The following is a 13,611-nucleotide window of genomic DNA, read 5'->3' as shown; positions in this document are numbered from 1 at the left end:
ATCTCAAAACTGGCTTGCAAGATGTGCTGATCCCCGATGCTATTGCATTGCGTTTGCCGTATTGCGCCCCTCCCACGGAACGTCCGCCGTTTCTTGGCCGCCCCCGCGGGGGCGGGCTCAATAATCAATAGCTGCCGTGCGCGCGCAGGACCGCCGGGACGGTCTTGGCCATGATGACGATATCTCCCCAGATGCTTTGTTCCCGGACATAACGCATGTCGAGTTCGACGCGTGCGTTGTAGCTGATGTCGTTGCGACCGCTGATCTGCCAAAGCCCAGTCAGGCCCGGCCGAACCCGGATGTAATCCACAAAGTAGCGGCCATAGAACTCCGCCTCGCTGGATACGATCGGGCGAGGGCCGACGATGCTCATTTGTCCCAGTATGACGTTCAGGAGCTGTGGTATCTCATCGGCGCTGCTCTCGCGCAGCAAGGCGCCGAGCGGCGTAATCCTGGGGTCGTTCTTCAGTTTGCGCGTGGCGGCCCATTCCGCCCTGTCAGACGGATTGGCGGAGAGATGCCGAAGCAGAGCTTCATCGGCATTGGGGACCATTGTCCTGAACTTGAGACAAGGGAACATCACCCCATTCTTGCCGATCCGGCGGTGCCCAACGAAGATCGGACGGCCCTGAACGGCATAAAGCAGGGCGATCAGCATCACGATCATCGGCATGAGAACGATAAGAGCAACAAGGGAAATAACCGTGTCGAGAGCCCGTTTCAGATAGACCGAAAGGCGATGGGACGCCTCGTTTCCGATCCTCGGGAAAGCGAATTGTTCGGGTGCCTGAAGATGGGAGCCGTTCATCGCATTCAAATTACTACTGACATTGATGTCATTCATCTGCGTGCTCCGTACTCTAGATAAAAGACGAAAGGGTATGGGCAGACAATCTATAGCGGCATCCACACCCACGTTAGCGCCTGGTATTTCATTTGACAATACTTTTATTGCGGCGCACTATTTAGGCATTCATGAAATGTATCGGCACTATTTACCGATATAGGTGCGAATTAAACTGCCCATTCCGGGGTAGATAATCATATCTACTTCTTTCGATCTAGAACGCGGGTCAAATTGCTGCAATGGCTGATGAATTTGGCTGTTGTTCGGTCATGGGGAGACTTCATGCGGGTGGCAATCGTCCATTACTGGCTGGTCGGAATGCGGGGCGGGGAAAAGGTTCTGGAGGCGCTCTGCCGGATTTATCCGAGCGCCGATATCTTTACCCATGTGTATGATCCCTCTGTAATTTCAGCGGAAATCCGGAAGCACCGCATCCAAACGACCTTCATCGATTCCTTGCCCTACGCGAAGCGGATGTACAAAAAATATCTGCCGCTGATGCCCATGGCCTTGGAGCAACTGGACCTCAGCGGGTACGACCTCGTCATTAGTAGTGAGTCGGGACCTTCAAAAGGAGTAATACCTACCTCGCCGGCCATCCATATTTGTTACTGTCATTCGCCCATGCGATACATTTGGAACATGTACAATAAGTACTATGAAACCTCCGGCAGGTTGACGCGGATAATGATGCCGCCGCTGGCGCATTATTTGCGGACCTGGGATGTCGCGGCGGCCAGCCGCGTCGATGAATTCATCGCCAATTCCACGACGGTGGCACAGCGGGTGAAGAGCTATTACCGCAGGGATGCGCATATCATCCATCCGCCCGTCGATACCCAGGCTTTTCGACCGGTCGCCGCCGGCGACCTCGAGGATTATTATCTGATGGCTGGGGAACTGGTGAGCTACAAACGCCCGGATCTCGCCGTGGAAGCGTTCAACCGGATGAAGGCGAAGCTGGTGGTCATCGGCGGCGGCGAAATGTTGGCTCGCCTGCGCAAGATCGCCGGGCCGACCGTGACGATCATGGGTGCCCAGCCATTCGACGTCCTTCAGCACCACTACGCACGCTGCAGGGCACTGGTATTTCCGGGCGAGGAAGATTTCGGCATCGTGCCCGTTGAAGCGATGGCAAGCGGGCGCCCTGTCATCGCCTATGGACGGGGCGGAGCGACGGAAACCGTCGTCGCCGGCAAGACCGGTGTATTTTTCCCCATCCAATCGATCGAGGCCGTCATCGATGCCGTGGAGCGCCTCGACAAAATGGATCTCAACCCCGCCGATGCCGTGGCGCGGGCGCAGGATTTCAGGACCTCGGTTTTCATCGACAAATTCAGGTCCTACGCCAATCATCTCACCGGACAGGGACCGATCTGGGATGACGTGCGAATAGCTTAAGCCAACTGGAGAGCGGGAGTGACCGGATGCAGCAACTGAGCTTCTTGCAGCGCCTGTTTGCGATGCATGCCGGGGCATCGGCCGCGTCAGCCTCCCGGCTGTGTTACCTGGCCAGGTTTCTCCTGGCGCTGATCGCCTGGTTTGCGGTTTTTTCTCCGGGCATTCCGGCAGGTGCGGCCGACTATACGCTCGGGCCGCAGGACGTTCTTAAAATTCGCGTTTTCGAATGGCGGCCGAATGCCGGAGTGGCGTTCGAATGGGTGCCGTTGACAGGTGAATTCGCCGTTTCCGCGGCAGGCACGTTGTCGCTTCCGATCATCGGCACCGTTTCGGTCGCCGGCAAGACGCTGGATGACGTATCCGGCCTGATCGGGGAGCAGCTTCAGAAACAGGTCGGCTTGCAGAAGCGGCCGAATGCTTCCGTGGAGGTCTCGGTCTATCGGCCATTCTTTGTGACCGGCTTGGTGTCCAAGCCGGGGAAATACGGCTATGTGCCTGGCCTGACGGTGATCCAGGCAATCAGTATGGCTGGTGGACTCGGGCAGGGCGATCCCGAAATGCTCGCTCTCCAGCGCGAGGCGCTGGTCAGTCATGGGGATCTCGGCCAACTGGAGTTCGAACATTACGGCCTTCTGGCGCGTCAAGCGCGTGTCGAGGCGCTTTTGGCCGGCGCGGCCACGATCTCGTTCCCGCAGGATCTGACATCGCAAGCCTCCCGACCGGCGCTGGCGCGCGTGATGCAGGATGAGCAGGCATTGTTCGAGACCCGGCGGCACCTGATGAACACGGAACTCGACAGGCTTGGCCAGGCCAAGATCCTGGCCACGAACCAGCTCGAAACCCTGCGGCTCAAGGAAAGCTCGCTCGCCAGGCAGACCGAAATGGCGGCCAAGGATCTGAGTGCCGTCAACAAGATGGTGTCCCAGGGGCTGACGGTATCGTCTCGGCAGCTGGGCGCAAACCAAAGCCTCGCGGATCTAGAAAGCCGCAGCCTGGATGTCTCGCTGGCAATTCTCAAGACGCAGCAGGATCTCGCCAAGCTTGATCAGGAAATCGGCGATTTTCACCAGAAATACAGAGGTGACGCGCTTACCGAGGCCGTGGACCTGCGGGATCGGCTGGCCGCCAATTCCGAAAAGGCGAAAACGGCGCGTGCCCTTCTGGCAAATATCGAATTGCGCGCTCCCGCCGCCCTTGCCGCTCTGGAAGCCGACGGCGAGCCAGCGTTCGTCATCAAGGTCAATCGGACAATCAATGGAGCGATGCAGACCCTGGTCGTCAGTGACAATGATGAGGTGGGGCCGGGCGACGTCGTGCGGGTGGAAAGACGGGCAAGAGATATTCGGCCGAAGAATTTCTAATCCGCAGCCGGAGCCGACAGCACAAAATCGCCATCCGGCTCGAAGCTGGAAGCTGGCCGATTCCCGCTTGCTAGGGACATTCAGCACATGTTAGAATAAAATTCTCAAATACCGGAGACGAAATTGGTCAAAGGACGCTGATGACTTGGGTCTTGGTCATTGCATTCATCATCGGCTTGCTTTGCGCAGCCCGATTACCAATTTTGATCTTCACGCTTTTCGTTCTGGCAGTCGTCATCGTTTTGGCGACGACCGCAATTGTTCTCGATTATTCGATATCCGATGCAGTGACCTTGGCGTTCCTGGTGGCGGTGGCGCTTGAGGCGGGTTGTGTCGCCATGAATGGAATCTTTTATCTGCTCTATGTCCGGAGGCGGGTAAACGAGCGAGAACGATCCTCGCTGGGTGCGAATTCGAAATACACCGGAGAATGAGAAGCTCAAGGCCCCGCAAATGAGCGCAGTCACGCGATGCTTCGTCACTCGGCTTCCGTATTTCCGGCGGTTTTCCTAAGGGTGGAAAGCGCAAGGCGTTGGGCATCTGCCATGCCGTAACGAAAGCGATAGCCAGCCTCCTTCAGGCGCTGGTTGGAAAAGCGCATTCGCCACAGAGGGTTTCTCAAAGGCAGCGTTCTAAATCTCAGGAAATCGTGAAGCCAGTCGGCGACTGCCGGTATCGGCAGGCTTCTATAGCGTCGGTCATGGCTGGTGGCGAAAGCCTTCCGCATGAAATCGATGTGCCGTGGATCAGGGCAATCGTCCTCCGCGAGGTTATAGACCTCGACCTGACCCGGCAGGCCGTGTCCGGCCAGGCCACGCACGATAAGCCAGATCATCGCGTCGGAGACGTCGCGAACATAGACGTGATGTGCATGGCGATGTGCGCCGAGCAGCCGCTTGATCGGATTCCAGTCCCGGATGCCGATGATCTGGTTGATATCGACGACCACGGCGGGCCGCACGATCGTGAAGCGGGTCTGTCGTGCAACGGCGCGCAATGCGAGCTCGCCTGCCAGCTTGGTCCGCCCATACATTCGAACATAGTCGAGAGCCCAGTATTGCGAGGGGATATCCCGATCGGCGGTCAACACCGGCGAGGCCTCATCGATCAGGCGCTTTCGTCCGCTCCCGTAAACCGAAACGGTGCTTGCATAACAGAAGGCGGTAATGCCCTCACGCTCGCAGGCTTGCGCAAGTTGTCGGGTGGCCTCGACATTGACCCGCTGCATGCGCTCCATCTTGCCGAGCTCGGCCGCAAGGTGCAGGACGGCGCAGCAGCCCTTGACGAGCCCATCCCAATCGTCGTCCGTCATGAAGTCGAACCGCCGCCACTCCAGGAGATCGTCAACCTTGCCTCCATCCGCCGCCAAGGGCTTCGATGTGGTGGCGCGTACGGCATAACCGCGTTCGATCAAATCGGCGACGACGATCCTGCCGATCCTGCCGGTCGCGCCAGTCACCAGAACTGGCTTTGCCTTAAGCACATCTGGCATGGGTCGTCACCGGAACTGGTTCTCGATATTGGTGTTTCATCTTGATGTGGTCGGCGAGGCGAACAGCCAGTGCGACGATCATCTGGGTCGGATTGCAGTGCCCTGCCGTCGGGAAGACCGAACTGCCTTGGACGAAGAGACCGCTGACGCCGTGCACTTCGCAGTTGGCATCGACGACGCCACGGCCGGGCTCCGTGGACATGCGCGTCGTTCCGGTCGGATGGGCGACATCGACGAATGTCGAGGGAATTTCGGCGCCGTCCTTGACCCATTCCTCCAGCTTCGGCGCGGGCAGGCCGGCTTTCGGCAGCTCCTGGACAGCCAATTCCGCCATTTTGCGCATCGTGCGGGACTCGTCGCTGTGGCTGCGCCAGTCCACTCGCGGCAAGCGCATGTCCAGACGATCGCGTCGTTCCGACAAGGTCACGCGGCTATCGGGATTGGGCACCTGTTCGCACATGCATTGCAGGTCGAGTTCGGTCAGCTTGCGCGGAACACCGTTGCGCGCACCTAAAAAGTCCTTCAGGCCTCTGGCGAGCAGATTGCTGTTCGCAATGATATTGAACAGGTCCTGCGGTAGCTTTGGGGTGCGCCCCGCCAGGCGTCGCAAGGCATCCCAGGGATCATCCTTCGCCAACACCTCGCCGAGCCACCCGGCGCAGTTGAGCAACTGCTCGCGCCGTTGGATATCGGGGCTCAGCCGAAATCCGGCACGAAAGAAATGGCGGCTGACATTGTATCGGCCAAAGCGCTTTTGAAGAGCATCGGAACCCGGCAGCGAAAAGGTCGCCACCGAACCCCTCAGATGGTCCATGAGATAACGTCCCACCTGGTCATGGTCGTTCCCAACGCCATGAGGTTTAGTCTCATTGGAGTTCATCAGTATGCGAGCGTTTTCTATACCGCCGCAGCACAGGATCACGACGGATGCGGTCAACACCTGCTGACCGCCGTCGGCTGCCGCAAATCGCACGCCGCGGATGGCATCCCCCGATTCCGATAGCTGGACGCTCTGCACCGTCGCCCCGGTGACGAGCGTCACGTTGAGGCCGATCCGCTTGGCCACGTGACGACCGAAGCGCATATATTCGTACGGGTAGGCTTCTTCCGTATCCCGGCTGAACTGCCAGAAGACAGGGATCAGGATTTCAGGGTCGAGATCGGGCGCCGGCCGCTGGCGATTGGCAATCGCCCAGAACCGTTCGTCATTGTAGCCATTGCCGAAAGCCAGGCCGAGATGGGAGGCGGTGCGCGCCAGATAGGGTTCGAGATCCGCGCCGTCGATCGGCCAGCCGGAATACGGAACCCAAGGCCGTTCTTCATAATCGATGGCGTCGAAGGGGCCGCAACGTCCACCCCAGGTGTGGGAGCTTCCGCCAACGATACGATTGCGAACGGACCACTGGTCACTGGCACGCGGGCGGCCGACATTGTCGATCTCGTCAAGCGCATCCATCAGGGGATCGCGGGCCATGCCGCCGCTCTCCAGAAGAGTGACGCGCAAGTTCGTATTCGACAATTCCTGCGCAAGCGTCGTGCCAGCTGGTCCTGACCCGACAATGCAGATGTCGCAGGATGGCAACGGAAGTACAGTTTCTCCAAAATTCACGTTTAACCCGATGAGGGACATTCAGAAAACCTTTGCTGTTGCAATCTCATCGACATTGCATCAATGTTATCGCTCTGGGCGGTGAATAATTTCTTGTTTTCCGCCAGGTTTGACTTGGTGTTTCAGCAGGGATGTTTCCGATGTTTTTATGGGGGATTTTCCTTACTATACAGTGTCTTCGGAGAATTCAAAGAGGTTAGGTATATGCAAATAGCAACCATGCCCTACTCCGAAAGACTTAGCCCCCCTACACCTTTGAAGATCCTCTATGTCCAGCCGGGTACGAGCGCTTTCGCCGGTATCGAGAGGGTCGTGGATACGATCTGCTCCGGTCTGATGGATAGGTATGGGAGCGAGTTCGAGGTGGACGTCCTCTACACATCGGTTCACAAAAATCGCCCGACGGAGGGCAGGAATTACACCATTATCGACCGCGTGGCTTCCAGCCGGATCGAGCTGATGCGCAACTTCCGGGAGGTCATTGCAGGCAAGGATTATGACCTGGTCGTCGTGCCGCAGATCGAGCCGACGGTGATCTGCATGGCCTCCTGCATCGGCATCCGGCGCCGGTTTGCCGTCCATCTTCACGGCAATCCAAAGCTGGAGCGCAGCCATATCAAGGCCAAGATCCTCTTCCTGTTGATGAAGACGCTTTTCCTGCCGAGGATCGCCTCGGTTTTCGGAACCTCGCCGCGGCAGCTCACCTCATTCAACGCGATGTTCAAGAGCAAGCGCCCGCATTATTGGGTGCCGAACCCCGTGCGAAAGTTTGACCTTTCCGATGCCGGCCAGGCGCGCGCCGGCGATAGTGTCACTTTCATCAATATCGGTCGCTTCTCGTTTCAGAAAGGCCAGGACATTCTTTTGGCCGCGTTTTCCGAGCTGCGGAAAAAACGCAGCAACGTCCTGCTGAAAATCGTCGGTTATGGCGACGGGGAGGCGGCCTTGCGGGCAGAGATCGACCGCCGTGGCCTTGCGGACGTGGTAAGCCTGGAGCATCATCCTGAAAATCCCCAGCCCGCGCTGGCGGCAAGTGACGTCTATGTCTCCACGTCCCGATGGGAAGGGTGGTCGCTGGCGATCTGCGAAGCGCTGCGGTTTGGTCTGCCCGTCATCGCGACCGATTGCGAATTCGGCCCGAGCGATATCCTCGTCGACAGCAGGCTCGGCCTGCTCGTGCCGGTAGATCGGAGCGAAGAGCTCGTGAACGCAATGATTTATTATTGCGACAATCTGCGCGCCGAGCAGGCCCATGCCAGCTTTCGGCAGGAGTTCATTGACTGTTACAGCCCAGAGCGGGTGCTTGAGGTGCATGCCAGCGCGTTACGGAGTGCGGCAGCGGCATAGATCTCTGCGGGCCAGCCTGAATGAAACGACGTGAGGTGGATCATGACGACGTTATTGTCCCGCCGCTCATTCGCGGTCGGCGCCCTGGCCTCGGCAGGCCTCGCCGGCGGTCTCGTTTGGCGATCGAAGGCATCAGGTCGCCTGGAGGACCCGACCAGCGGGCGAGCCTTGATATTTGAGGACAATTTCACCAGGCTCGATTGGTCGACCTGGAGTGCCGGTCCAAAGCCGACTACCTCCGATCCGGGCTTTTACGGCCGCTCGGCCTTCGCGAGAGACAGCGGCGAAGAGGGGTTCAATCCCTATGCAATTGTCGACGACCCGAACGCGAGCGATGGCAAGGCGTTGGAAGTGGCCGCAAAACACATCGGACGGCCGATGAAGGTCCCCCATTATTACGGCAATGAGCTCGCCGAGTTTCAGTGGGTATCGGGCAATATTCAGACGGCCAAGCGCGATGGCACGATCATGAAAGGTTGGCGGCGCGGCTATTTCGAGGCGCGGATGCTGTTTCCAAGACATCCGCTGACCTGGCCGGCTTTCTGGATGATGAACGGACGCAGCATCCTGCGTCCTCAGACCAGCATCGAAATCGACGTCGTCGAGCACAAGGGCTGGGAACCCACGCTCTACGGGGCCTATCTGCACGAATGGGGGCAACCCGGCGAGCACAATGAAGGAACCGGCGTGCCCACGCCGATCGACATGACCGCCGGTTATTGCCGATACGGGGTGCTGGTCACCGACACCGAATGCACGATCTATTTCGAACGGCAGCCCATCATCGATACCAGGACCGGAATGCCGGCGGTCTGGACGATCACCCGCTCCGGACAACTCGATGCTGATCAGGATGTGTTCTGGCCGGTCCTCACGCTTGCCCTGCGTTCGGATGTCCCTTATCCGCAGCCACTCTTGCCCGCGGACACGCTCACACGCATGCGGGTCGATTATTTCCGGGTCTATGCCTGACGGACAAGCTTAAGGCGCGCAATCAACTCACCTTTACGGTCATGTAGCGGGCCGACGGAGCTGTCAGCGTTTCGTGCTCCGGCTCGGCGCTTGAAAGGCCGGCCAGGATGAAGAACACAAGGCCGAGATCGACGGTCGGCCCCGCAACCATGGCGCCGATCATCAGGCATGCGCAGCCGTTGCGCGCGGCCAGCCGGATATCCGAGGTGAAGGTGCGAGGCATCCCGCGCCGTTTCGAGAATGCTGAGATCGCAAAGAGCAAAAACATGATCGTTCCTGGTATCCCAACGTTGGAGAGCAGGGCGAACAGGAAGCTCGATGTGCGGGAGGTACCGAGGCCAACCCCGAGACCGTAGGAATCGAGGAAATTCTGGTATCCATAGGTGTTCCAGGAACCGCGTTCCACTGCGGAAGCCGATGTGGACTTGCTGAAGATGAGCAGGTCAAAATAGTCGTAGAGTTGCCGGAAAAGCGTCTCGTTGAGGGCAATCACCAATGCGATGAGACAAATCAGCGGCGGTGCAAACAGCACGATCGCCGAGCTGTTCCGGGTTCCGGACGGCCCGCCACAGCGGAAGAAGGCGGTGATATACAAGATCACGAAGCAAAGCGGCAAAGCCAACAGGCCAGCCGACGACGTTGACCGTATCACCAGCAGGGTCGTGACAAGGAAAAATGCGCCGCTCCATCTCAGGTCGCGCCCGCAGAGCCACAGCGTGCCGGTAAACCCGACGGCGGCGAGGCTGATGCCGGCGAATGCCGACGCCTCCGGCCATGAGCCGACGATACGCTTGACGCCGGCGACGACGTCATCATCGTGAAATGTGTATTGGGCGTTGCGGATGTAGAGAAAAAGGTCTTGAGCCCCAGTGCCATAGGTCGCGATGTCGAGCAGAGCAAAAAAGGCATTCGCGCCCGCGAATACCAGAACCCCGACGGTGATTGCCCTGAAACCGGCCATGGTGGATCCGATCGCCAGGATCAGCACATAGGCGAGAAGATCTGCGGAAACGTAGACTGCCTGGGTAAAATTGCTGGAGACCGGCCCCAAAGGCACGGTGCTGCCGGTGGATGGATATTCGGAAGAGCCGAGCGGGATGATGTCCGTCATGCGGGCAAGCAGGCGCGGCGCGAAGAAACCCAGCACTGTTCCGTAGATCAGCAGGCAGGCCAGCCAGAACCCGGGCTTAGGGAAATACAGTGCCTTCAGCGCGATACTGAACTTGTCTCGATATGTCAGGACGCCAAGGGCAAGGAATGCGAGAAAGAGGTGTGCCGGCTGGATGTTTGCGGAACCCATCAGGATCGCGGCTGCAGCACCGAAAACGGAAAGGCCGATGAACACGACGATGCTCGCATGGTATCCCGCGAACAGGCAATAGACCCCCAGAACGAGCGTAAATATTCCGATAGGCTCCAAACTCATGCGCGATGCCTGTCGTTGCCGGCACCCATCAGCCAATTGGTCCGGTATTTGATGCCGGCAAAGGAGATCGCGGGCCGATGGCAGCCGGAGCTGAACCGGCCGTTTCGGCGCCTTGCTCCGTCCTCCTCTGTGTTTCCGCAATGAAAGTCGGCGGGTTCCGCTTGCCCCCAGGCTTGCCCCCAGGCTTGGCCCCAGGCTTGGGACGGGCATCGGGGCGCACTTGCGTGAAGATCGCCTTCCACCTCCTCAGGACCGGATCGAGATAGGCGCCCTGTAGATCTTCCATCTTGATCCTTTTCACTCGTTCCGTGGATCGAACGTGCTTCACATCAGGACGCATTGGGGACTGTGTATGGTCGCTATGGGCCGCAAGACATGGAACGCGAGCCGATCGACCTGTTCGAAAGCACGCCCTCATTCCGTCCCAAGGCTCGAGCCTTCGCCGTGCTTCGTAAGTTACGACAAAACCCAAGGGCGGTCGTTTTCCGAGCCGAGCCCTAGGTTATCTCCTTATCGCAAGTGGATCGTATCGCTTTGAACCGTCGTGGCAACAGCATCAAAAGGTTTAGGAGGAATCGCCATTCGTCGCACCCAGTTCATTGAGGGTACTCTGAGAATGAGCGCTGCTTTGGCCGGGGCGAGACGATCTACGAGTCCTGACCGGCCTAACTGTTTACGATTGAGAACTTTGCCTCCTTCGTGCGCTATGTCCGAGCGGTCGGGCAGAGCGGCGGCGGGACCGCAATCTCGAGGATATCCAATGCCAGCCTGACGTCATCTTCGGCGTCTTTCGGCAAGGGCAAGACCGGACGCGGCGGCTGGAGGTGTGCCAGATCCAGGAAGCCAGCAATGGCGAACATGACGCGGAAGCTGCCGTAGCGCTTGAACAAGGTCCAGAGCGGTTCGAAGGCCTTGTTCAAACGCGCGGTCTCGACAATGTCGCCGGCCCGCGCAGCACGCGTCAGCGCAAGCGCCGGGCCCGGCAGCAGGCCTGCCGCGACGCTGTACCAGGTGTCACATCCGGCAAGCAAGGCATCGGCCGCCCCCCAATCGCCGCTATATCCAATCGTGAACCTGTCAGGGGTGATCTGTCGCAGGCGGGCGAGTTCCCCCGCGTAATCGCCACCTGCCGCCAGAGGCATTTTCACGGCGACGATGTTGGACACCGCCGACAGCCGGGCGATCAGCGCATCGCTGAACGTGAAGCGCGTGGTGCTGGGATTGTTGTAGATGCATAAAGGCAATTCCCCCGCCTCGGCCACGGCGACGAAGTGCTGAAAGACTTCGTCCTCGTTGAGGGGAACGTATGACATCGGCGCCAGGAGCAGGCCGTCGGCGCCGGCGGCTTTGGCGTCGCGCGCCAAAGCCTGAGCTTCGTCGGTGCGCAACGCTCCTACACCCACCACAAGGGGAGTCTTGCCGCCAATACATTCAACGGCAACCGCGACGGTACGCTTGCGCTCTTCCTTGGTGAGGTATGCATAGCCACCCGTGCTGCCGAGCAGCCCGATGGAATCTGCTCCCGCGTGATGGATACGCTCGAGAAAACGGGCCAGCACCTCGGCGTCGACGCGCCCTTCGTCATCGGTCGGGGTCAGGGGGAACGCAGACAGGCCATTGAACAAAGTCATGATCCAACCTTTTCAAACTAAATACGGGAGAGCAGCATGCGCAGCCCCGCGAACGCAAAGAACAGCGACAGCAGGCTTTCGATCCAACGGCGGCAGCGGCGGTACAGTGCCACCATCGGCGCTGTGGAGAAGACAATGGCGTAGCCACAGAAGATCGCGACGCTCAAGACGGCGCAGCCACCCAATATAGCGGCGATGCTTTCCCACGAAGAACTCGGGCCGATGCCCAACGTGACCAGCGCGATCCATGCCAGCACGGATTTCGGGTTCGCCAGATGCATCAAAAGGCCCCGCCGGTAGAGCGCGGCCCGAGAAAGAGCAGCTTCATCCGCCGAGACGCGCGCCGCCAGCTTCTCGTTCGACATCAGCGCCGAACGTCCCGCCTTGAAGGCGAGGAACAGCAGATACAAGCCCCCGAAAATCTGGAGAGCGATCAGAGCCTCGGCGTATCTGGCCAACAAGGCGGAGATACCCGTTGAGGCCATCAGACCCCAGAAGATAGAGCCGCTGACAACGCCGGAGGCAAGCATGAGAGCAGCGCCTCTGCCGCGCGCCATCGCCACGCCCATGATGCGCATGTTGCTCGGGCCGGGGCTACCAGCGGCGATGACATATGCTGCATAGACTATGAGCAACTGATGCAGGTCGGAATCCATTCCTTGAAGCCCTTTGAACCTTATCAAGCATCGAAAGATGCAATCTCTACCGAAAAGTTATTCGGCGATGTGGATCGCCCGGCTGACGATCATGCTGCCCGGCATCAGCGCCTTCAGGCCCTCGACCAGGGCGTCGGTTGCTTCAGCCAGCGCTACGTCCGGCATGGTTTCCAAGGCCTCCAGTACGAACCACATCCGGCCCGTTGCGGCCGCCAGGCGAGTGCGAGTTCCTTGTCGCCAATTCCAGCGTCTGCAAGTGACGCCGACGTCGTCGCGCCAGATGGCCTCGCCCAATAGAGGAGGATCGTTGACTTCCTCCCCGTTCATGACGGTGTCGAACGTTTCCGTCCCGTCCGCGATCGTCAGAAACGGTCGCCCCACATAGGCGTCATGGTTCTCTCCGCCGACCGGGATCGCGTATTTCAAGCTGATGGCGTTGTAGAGATCGACGATGGGGTTGATCGGCGGAATGGCGCCGTCCTTCAGAACCCGCTTTCTAAGGGCCTGGGCTGAGCAGGGCGTGCGGTTCGGCTTCGCGCCAAAGCGGACGTAGGCGTCGGACCAACTTGCTAGATGCGATTCTGCCCAAGCCGGTTCGCCGGCCAAAACACAAGCACAGGCTTCCGCCAGCAATGAAGGATCCAGGATTCCTTCTCCGGCCGAAGTGGCGTCGACGTGGACGCTCACTGCTCTGAAACCCGGTGCAATACTGCGAATTCGACCGTCGATGACGGGTGTCTCAAACATCCAGGCGACTCCATCAGCTCGAAGCAGACGCGATCCAGACGCATCGGACCGGTGACGATTGTCTTGACTGCGAGCGACCTATTGCAGTTCATTGGTACAAACTAAACTGCCAGTTTTGGAGA

At 59.1% G+C, this 13,611-nt stretch carries 12 protein-coding genes; 5 read left to right on the top strand and 7 right to left on the bottom strand.

Annotated elements, in window-relative coordinates; all coding sequences use genetic code 11:
- Positions 1-124: 124 nt before the first annotated feature.
- Positions 125-808 (bottom strand): sugar transferase, encoded by a 684-nt coding sequence (locus C5L10_RS21560; protein ID WP_371411965.1) that lies wholly within the window; start codon positions 806-808, stop codon positions 125-127.
- Positions 809-1,165: 357 nt separating this feature from the next.
- Here C5L10_RS21560 and C5L10_RS21555 point away from each other — a divergent pair, with 357 nt between their 5' ends.
- The 3 genes from C5L10_RS21555 (at position 1,166) to C5L10_RS21545 (ending at position 4,043) form a co-directional block, all read left to right on the top strand.
- Positions 1,166-2,248 carry a glycosyltransferase gene (locus C5L10_RS21555; RefSeq protein WP_105431351.1) on the top strand — a complete coding sequence of 361 codons (1,083 nt, stop codon included), beginning with the start codon at positions 1,166-1,168 and terminating at the stop codon, positions 2,246-2,248.
- Between the two features lie 26 nt (positions 2,249-2,274).
- Positions 2,275-3,609 carry a polysaccharide biosynthesis/export family protein gene (locus C5L10_RS21550; RefSeq protein WP_245448077.1) on the top strand — a complete coding sequence of 445 codons (1,335 nt, stop codon included), beginning with the start codon at positions 2,275-2,277 and terminating at the stop codon, positions 3,607-3,609.
- A gap of 140 nt (positions 3,610-3,749) precedes the next feature.
- Positions 3,750-4,043 (top strand): hypothetical protein, encoded by a 294-nt coding sequence (locus C5L10_RS21545; protein WP_105431318.1) that lies wholly within the window; start codon positions 3,750-3,752, stop codon positions 4,041-4,043.
- A gap of 44 nt (positions 4,044-4,087) precedes the next feature.
- Here C5L10_RS21545 and C5L10_RS21540 read toward each other — a convergent pair whose 3' ends face one another.
- Positions 4,088-5,101, bottom strand: a complete 1,014-nt coding sequence (locus tag C5L10_RS21540; protein WP_105431317.1) for an NAD(P)-dependent oxidoreductase — start codon at positions 5,099-5,101, stop codon at positions 4,088-4,090.
- On the bottom strand, positions 5,085-6,731 hold the full coding sequence (locus C5L10_RS21535; protein WP_105431316.1) for a GMC family oxidoreductase: 1,647 nt from the start codon (positions 6,729-6,731) through the stop codon (positions 5,085-5,087). Before C5L10_RS21535 ends, C5L10_RS21540 begins: the two co-directional genes overlap by 17 nt.
- A 183-nt stretch (positions 6,732-6,914) precedes the next feature.
- On the opposite strand from C5L10_RS21535, the gene C5L10_RS21530 reads away from it, so the two are divergent.
- Together C5L10_RS21530 and C5L10_RS21525 are read left to right on the top strand one after the other, a co-directional pair.
- The gene (locus C5L10_RS21530) at positions 6,915-8,057 is read left to right on the top strand and encodes a glycosyltransferase (RefSeq protein ID WP_105431315.1); all 1,143 of its coding nucleotides are present in this window, start codon (positions 6,915-6,917) and stop codon (positions 8,055-8,057) included.
- A gap of 42 nt (positions 8,058-8,099) precedes the next feature.
- Positions 8,100-9,029 carry a family 16 glycosylhydrolase gene (locus C5L10_RS21525; RefSeq protein ID WP_105431314.1) on the top strand — a complete coding sequence of 310 codons (930 nt, stop codon included), beginning with the start codon at positions 8,100-8,102 and terminating at the stop codon, positions 9,027-9,029.
- Positions 9,030-9,051: 22 nt separating this feature from the next.
- On the opposite strand, the gene C5L10_RS21520 is transcribed toward C5L10_RS21525, so the two are convergent.
- The 4 genes from C5L10_RS21520 to C5L10_RS21505 all read right to left on the bottom strand — a co-directional run bounded on the left by C5L10_RS21520 (position 9,052) and on the right by C5L10_RS21505 (position 13,489).
- Positions 9,052-10,455 (bottom strand): hypothetical protein, encoded by a 1,404-nt coding sequence (locus C5L10_RS21520; RefSeq protein ID WP_105431313.1) that lies wholly within the window; start codon positions 10,453-10,455, stop codon positions 9,052-9,054.
- Positions 10,456-11,159: 704 nt separating this feature from the next.
- The gene (locus C5L10_RS21515) at positions 11,160-12,086 is read right to left on the bottom strand and encodes a dihydrodipicolinate synthase family protein (RefSeq protein ID WP_105431312.1); all 927 of its coding nucleotides are present in this window, start codon (positions 12,084-12,086) and stop codon (positions 11,160-11,162) included.
- A 17-nt stretch (positions 12,087-12,103) separates the two neighbouring features.
- Positions 12,104-12,742 carry a LysE family translocator gene (locus C5L10_RS21510; RefSeq protein WP_105431311.1) on the bottom strand — a complete coding sequence of 213 codons (639 nt, stop codon included), beginning with the start codon at positions 12,740-12,742 and terminating at the stop codon, positions 12,104-12,106.
- Between the two features lie 57 nt (positions 12,743-12,799).
- A complete protein-coding gene (locus C5L10_RS21505; RefSeq protein WP_105431310.1) occupies positions 12,800-13,489 on the bottom strand; it encodes a B3/4 domain-containing protein in 690 nt (229 codons plus the stop codon).
- Positions 13,490-13,611 lie beyond the last annotated feature (122 nt).

The organism is Neorhizobium sp. T6_25, assembly GCF_002968555.1.
Lineage (GTDB): Bacteria > Pseudomonadota > Alphaproteobacteria > Rhizobiales > Rhizobiaceae > Neorhizobium.
This window is presented reverse-complemented; position numbering and strand designations above follow the sequence as displayed.

Coding starts and splice junctions, on each gene's coding strand:
- C5L10_RS21560 (WP_371411965.1), bottom strand. CDS start 808: ATGAACGGCTCCCATCTTCAGGCACCCGAACAATTCGCTTTCCCGAGG.
- C5L10_RS21555 (WP_105431351.1), top strand. CDS start 1,166: ATGCGGGGCGGGGAAAAGGTTCTGGAGGCGCTCTGCCGGATTTATCCG.
- C5L10_RS21550 (WP_245448077.1), top strand. CDS start 2,275: ATGCAGCAACTGAGCTTCTTGCAGCGCCTGTTTGCGATGCATGCCGGG.
- C5L10_RS21545 (WP_105431318.1), top strand. CDS start 3,750: ATGACTTGGGTCTTGGTCATTGCATTCATCATCGGCTTGCTTTGCGCA.
- C5L10_RS21540 (WP_105431317.1), bottom strand. CDS start 5,101: ATGCCAGATGTGCTTAAGGCAAAGCCAGTTCTGGTGACTGGCGCGACC.
- C5L10_RS21535 (WP_105431316.1), bottom strand. CDS start 6,731: ATGTCCCTCATCGGGTTAAACGTGAATTTTGGAGAAACTGTACTTCCG.
- C5L10_RS21530 (WP_105431315.1), top strand. CDS start 6,915: ATGCAAATAGCAACCATGCCCTACTCCGAAAGACTTAGCCCCCCTACA.
- C5L10_RS21525 (WP_105431314.1), top strand. CDS start 8,100: ATGACGACGTTATTGTCCCGCCGCTCATTCGCGGTCGGCGCCCTGGCC.
- C5L10_RS21520 (WP_105431313.1), bottom strand. CDS start 10,455: ATGAGTTTGGAGCCTATCGGAATATTTACGCTCGTTCTGGGGGTCTAT.
- C5L10_RS21515 (WP_105431312.1), bottom strand. CDS start 12,086: ATGACTTTGTTCAATGGCCTGTCTGCGTTCCCCCTGACCCCGACCGAT.
- C5L10_RS21510 (WP_105431311.1), bottom strand. CDS start 12,742: ATGGATTCCGACCTGCATCAGTTGCTCATAGTCTATGCAGCATATGTC.
- C5L10_RS21505 (WP_105431310.1), bottom strand. CDS start 13,489: ATGTTTGAGACACCCGTCATCGACGGTCGAATTCGCAGTATTGCACCG.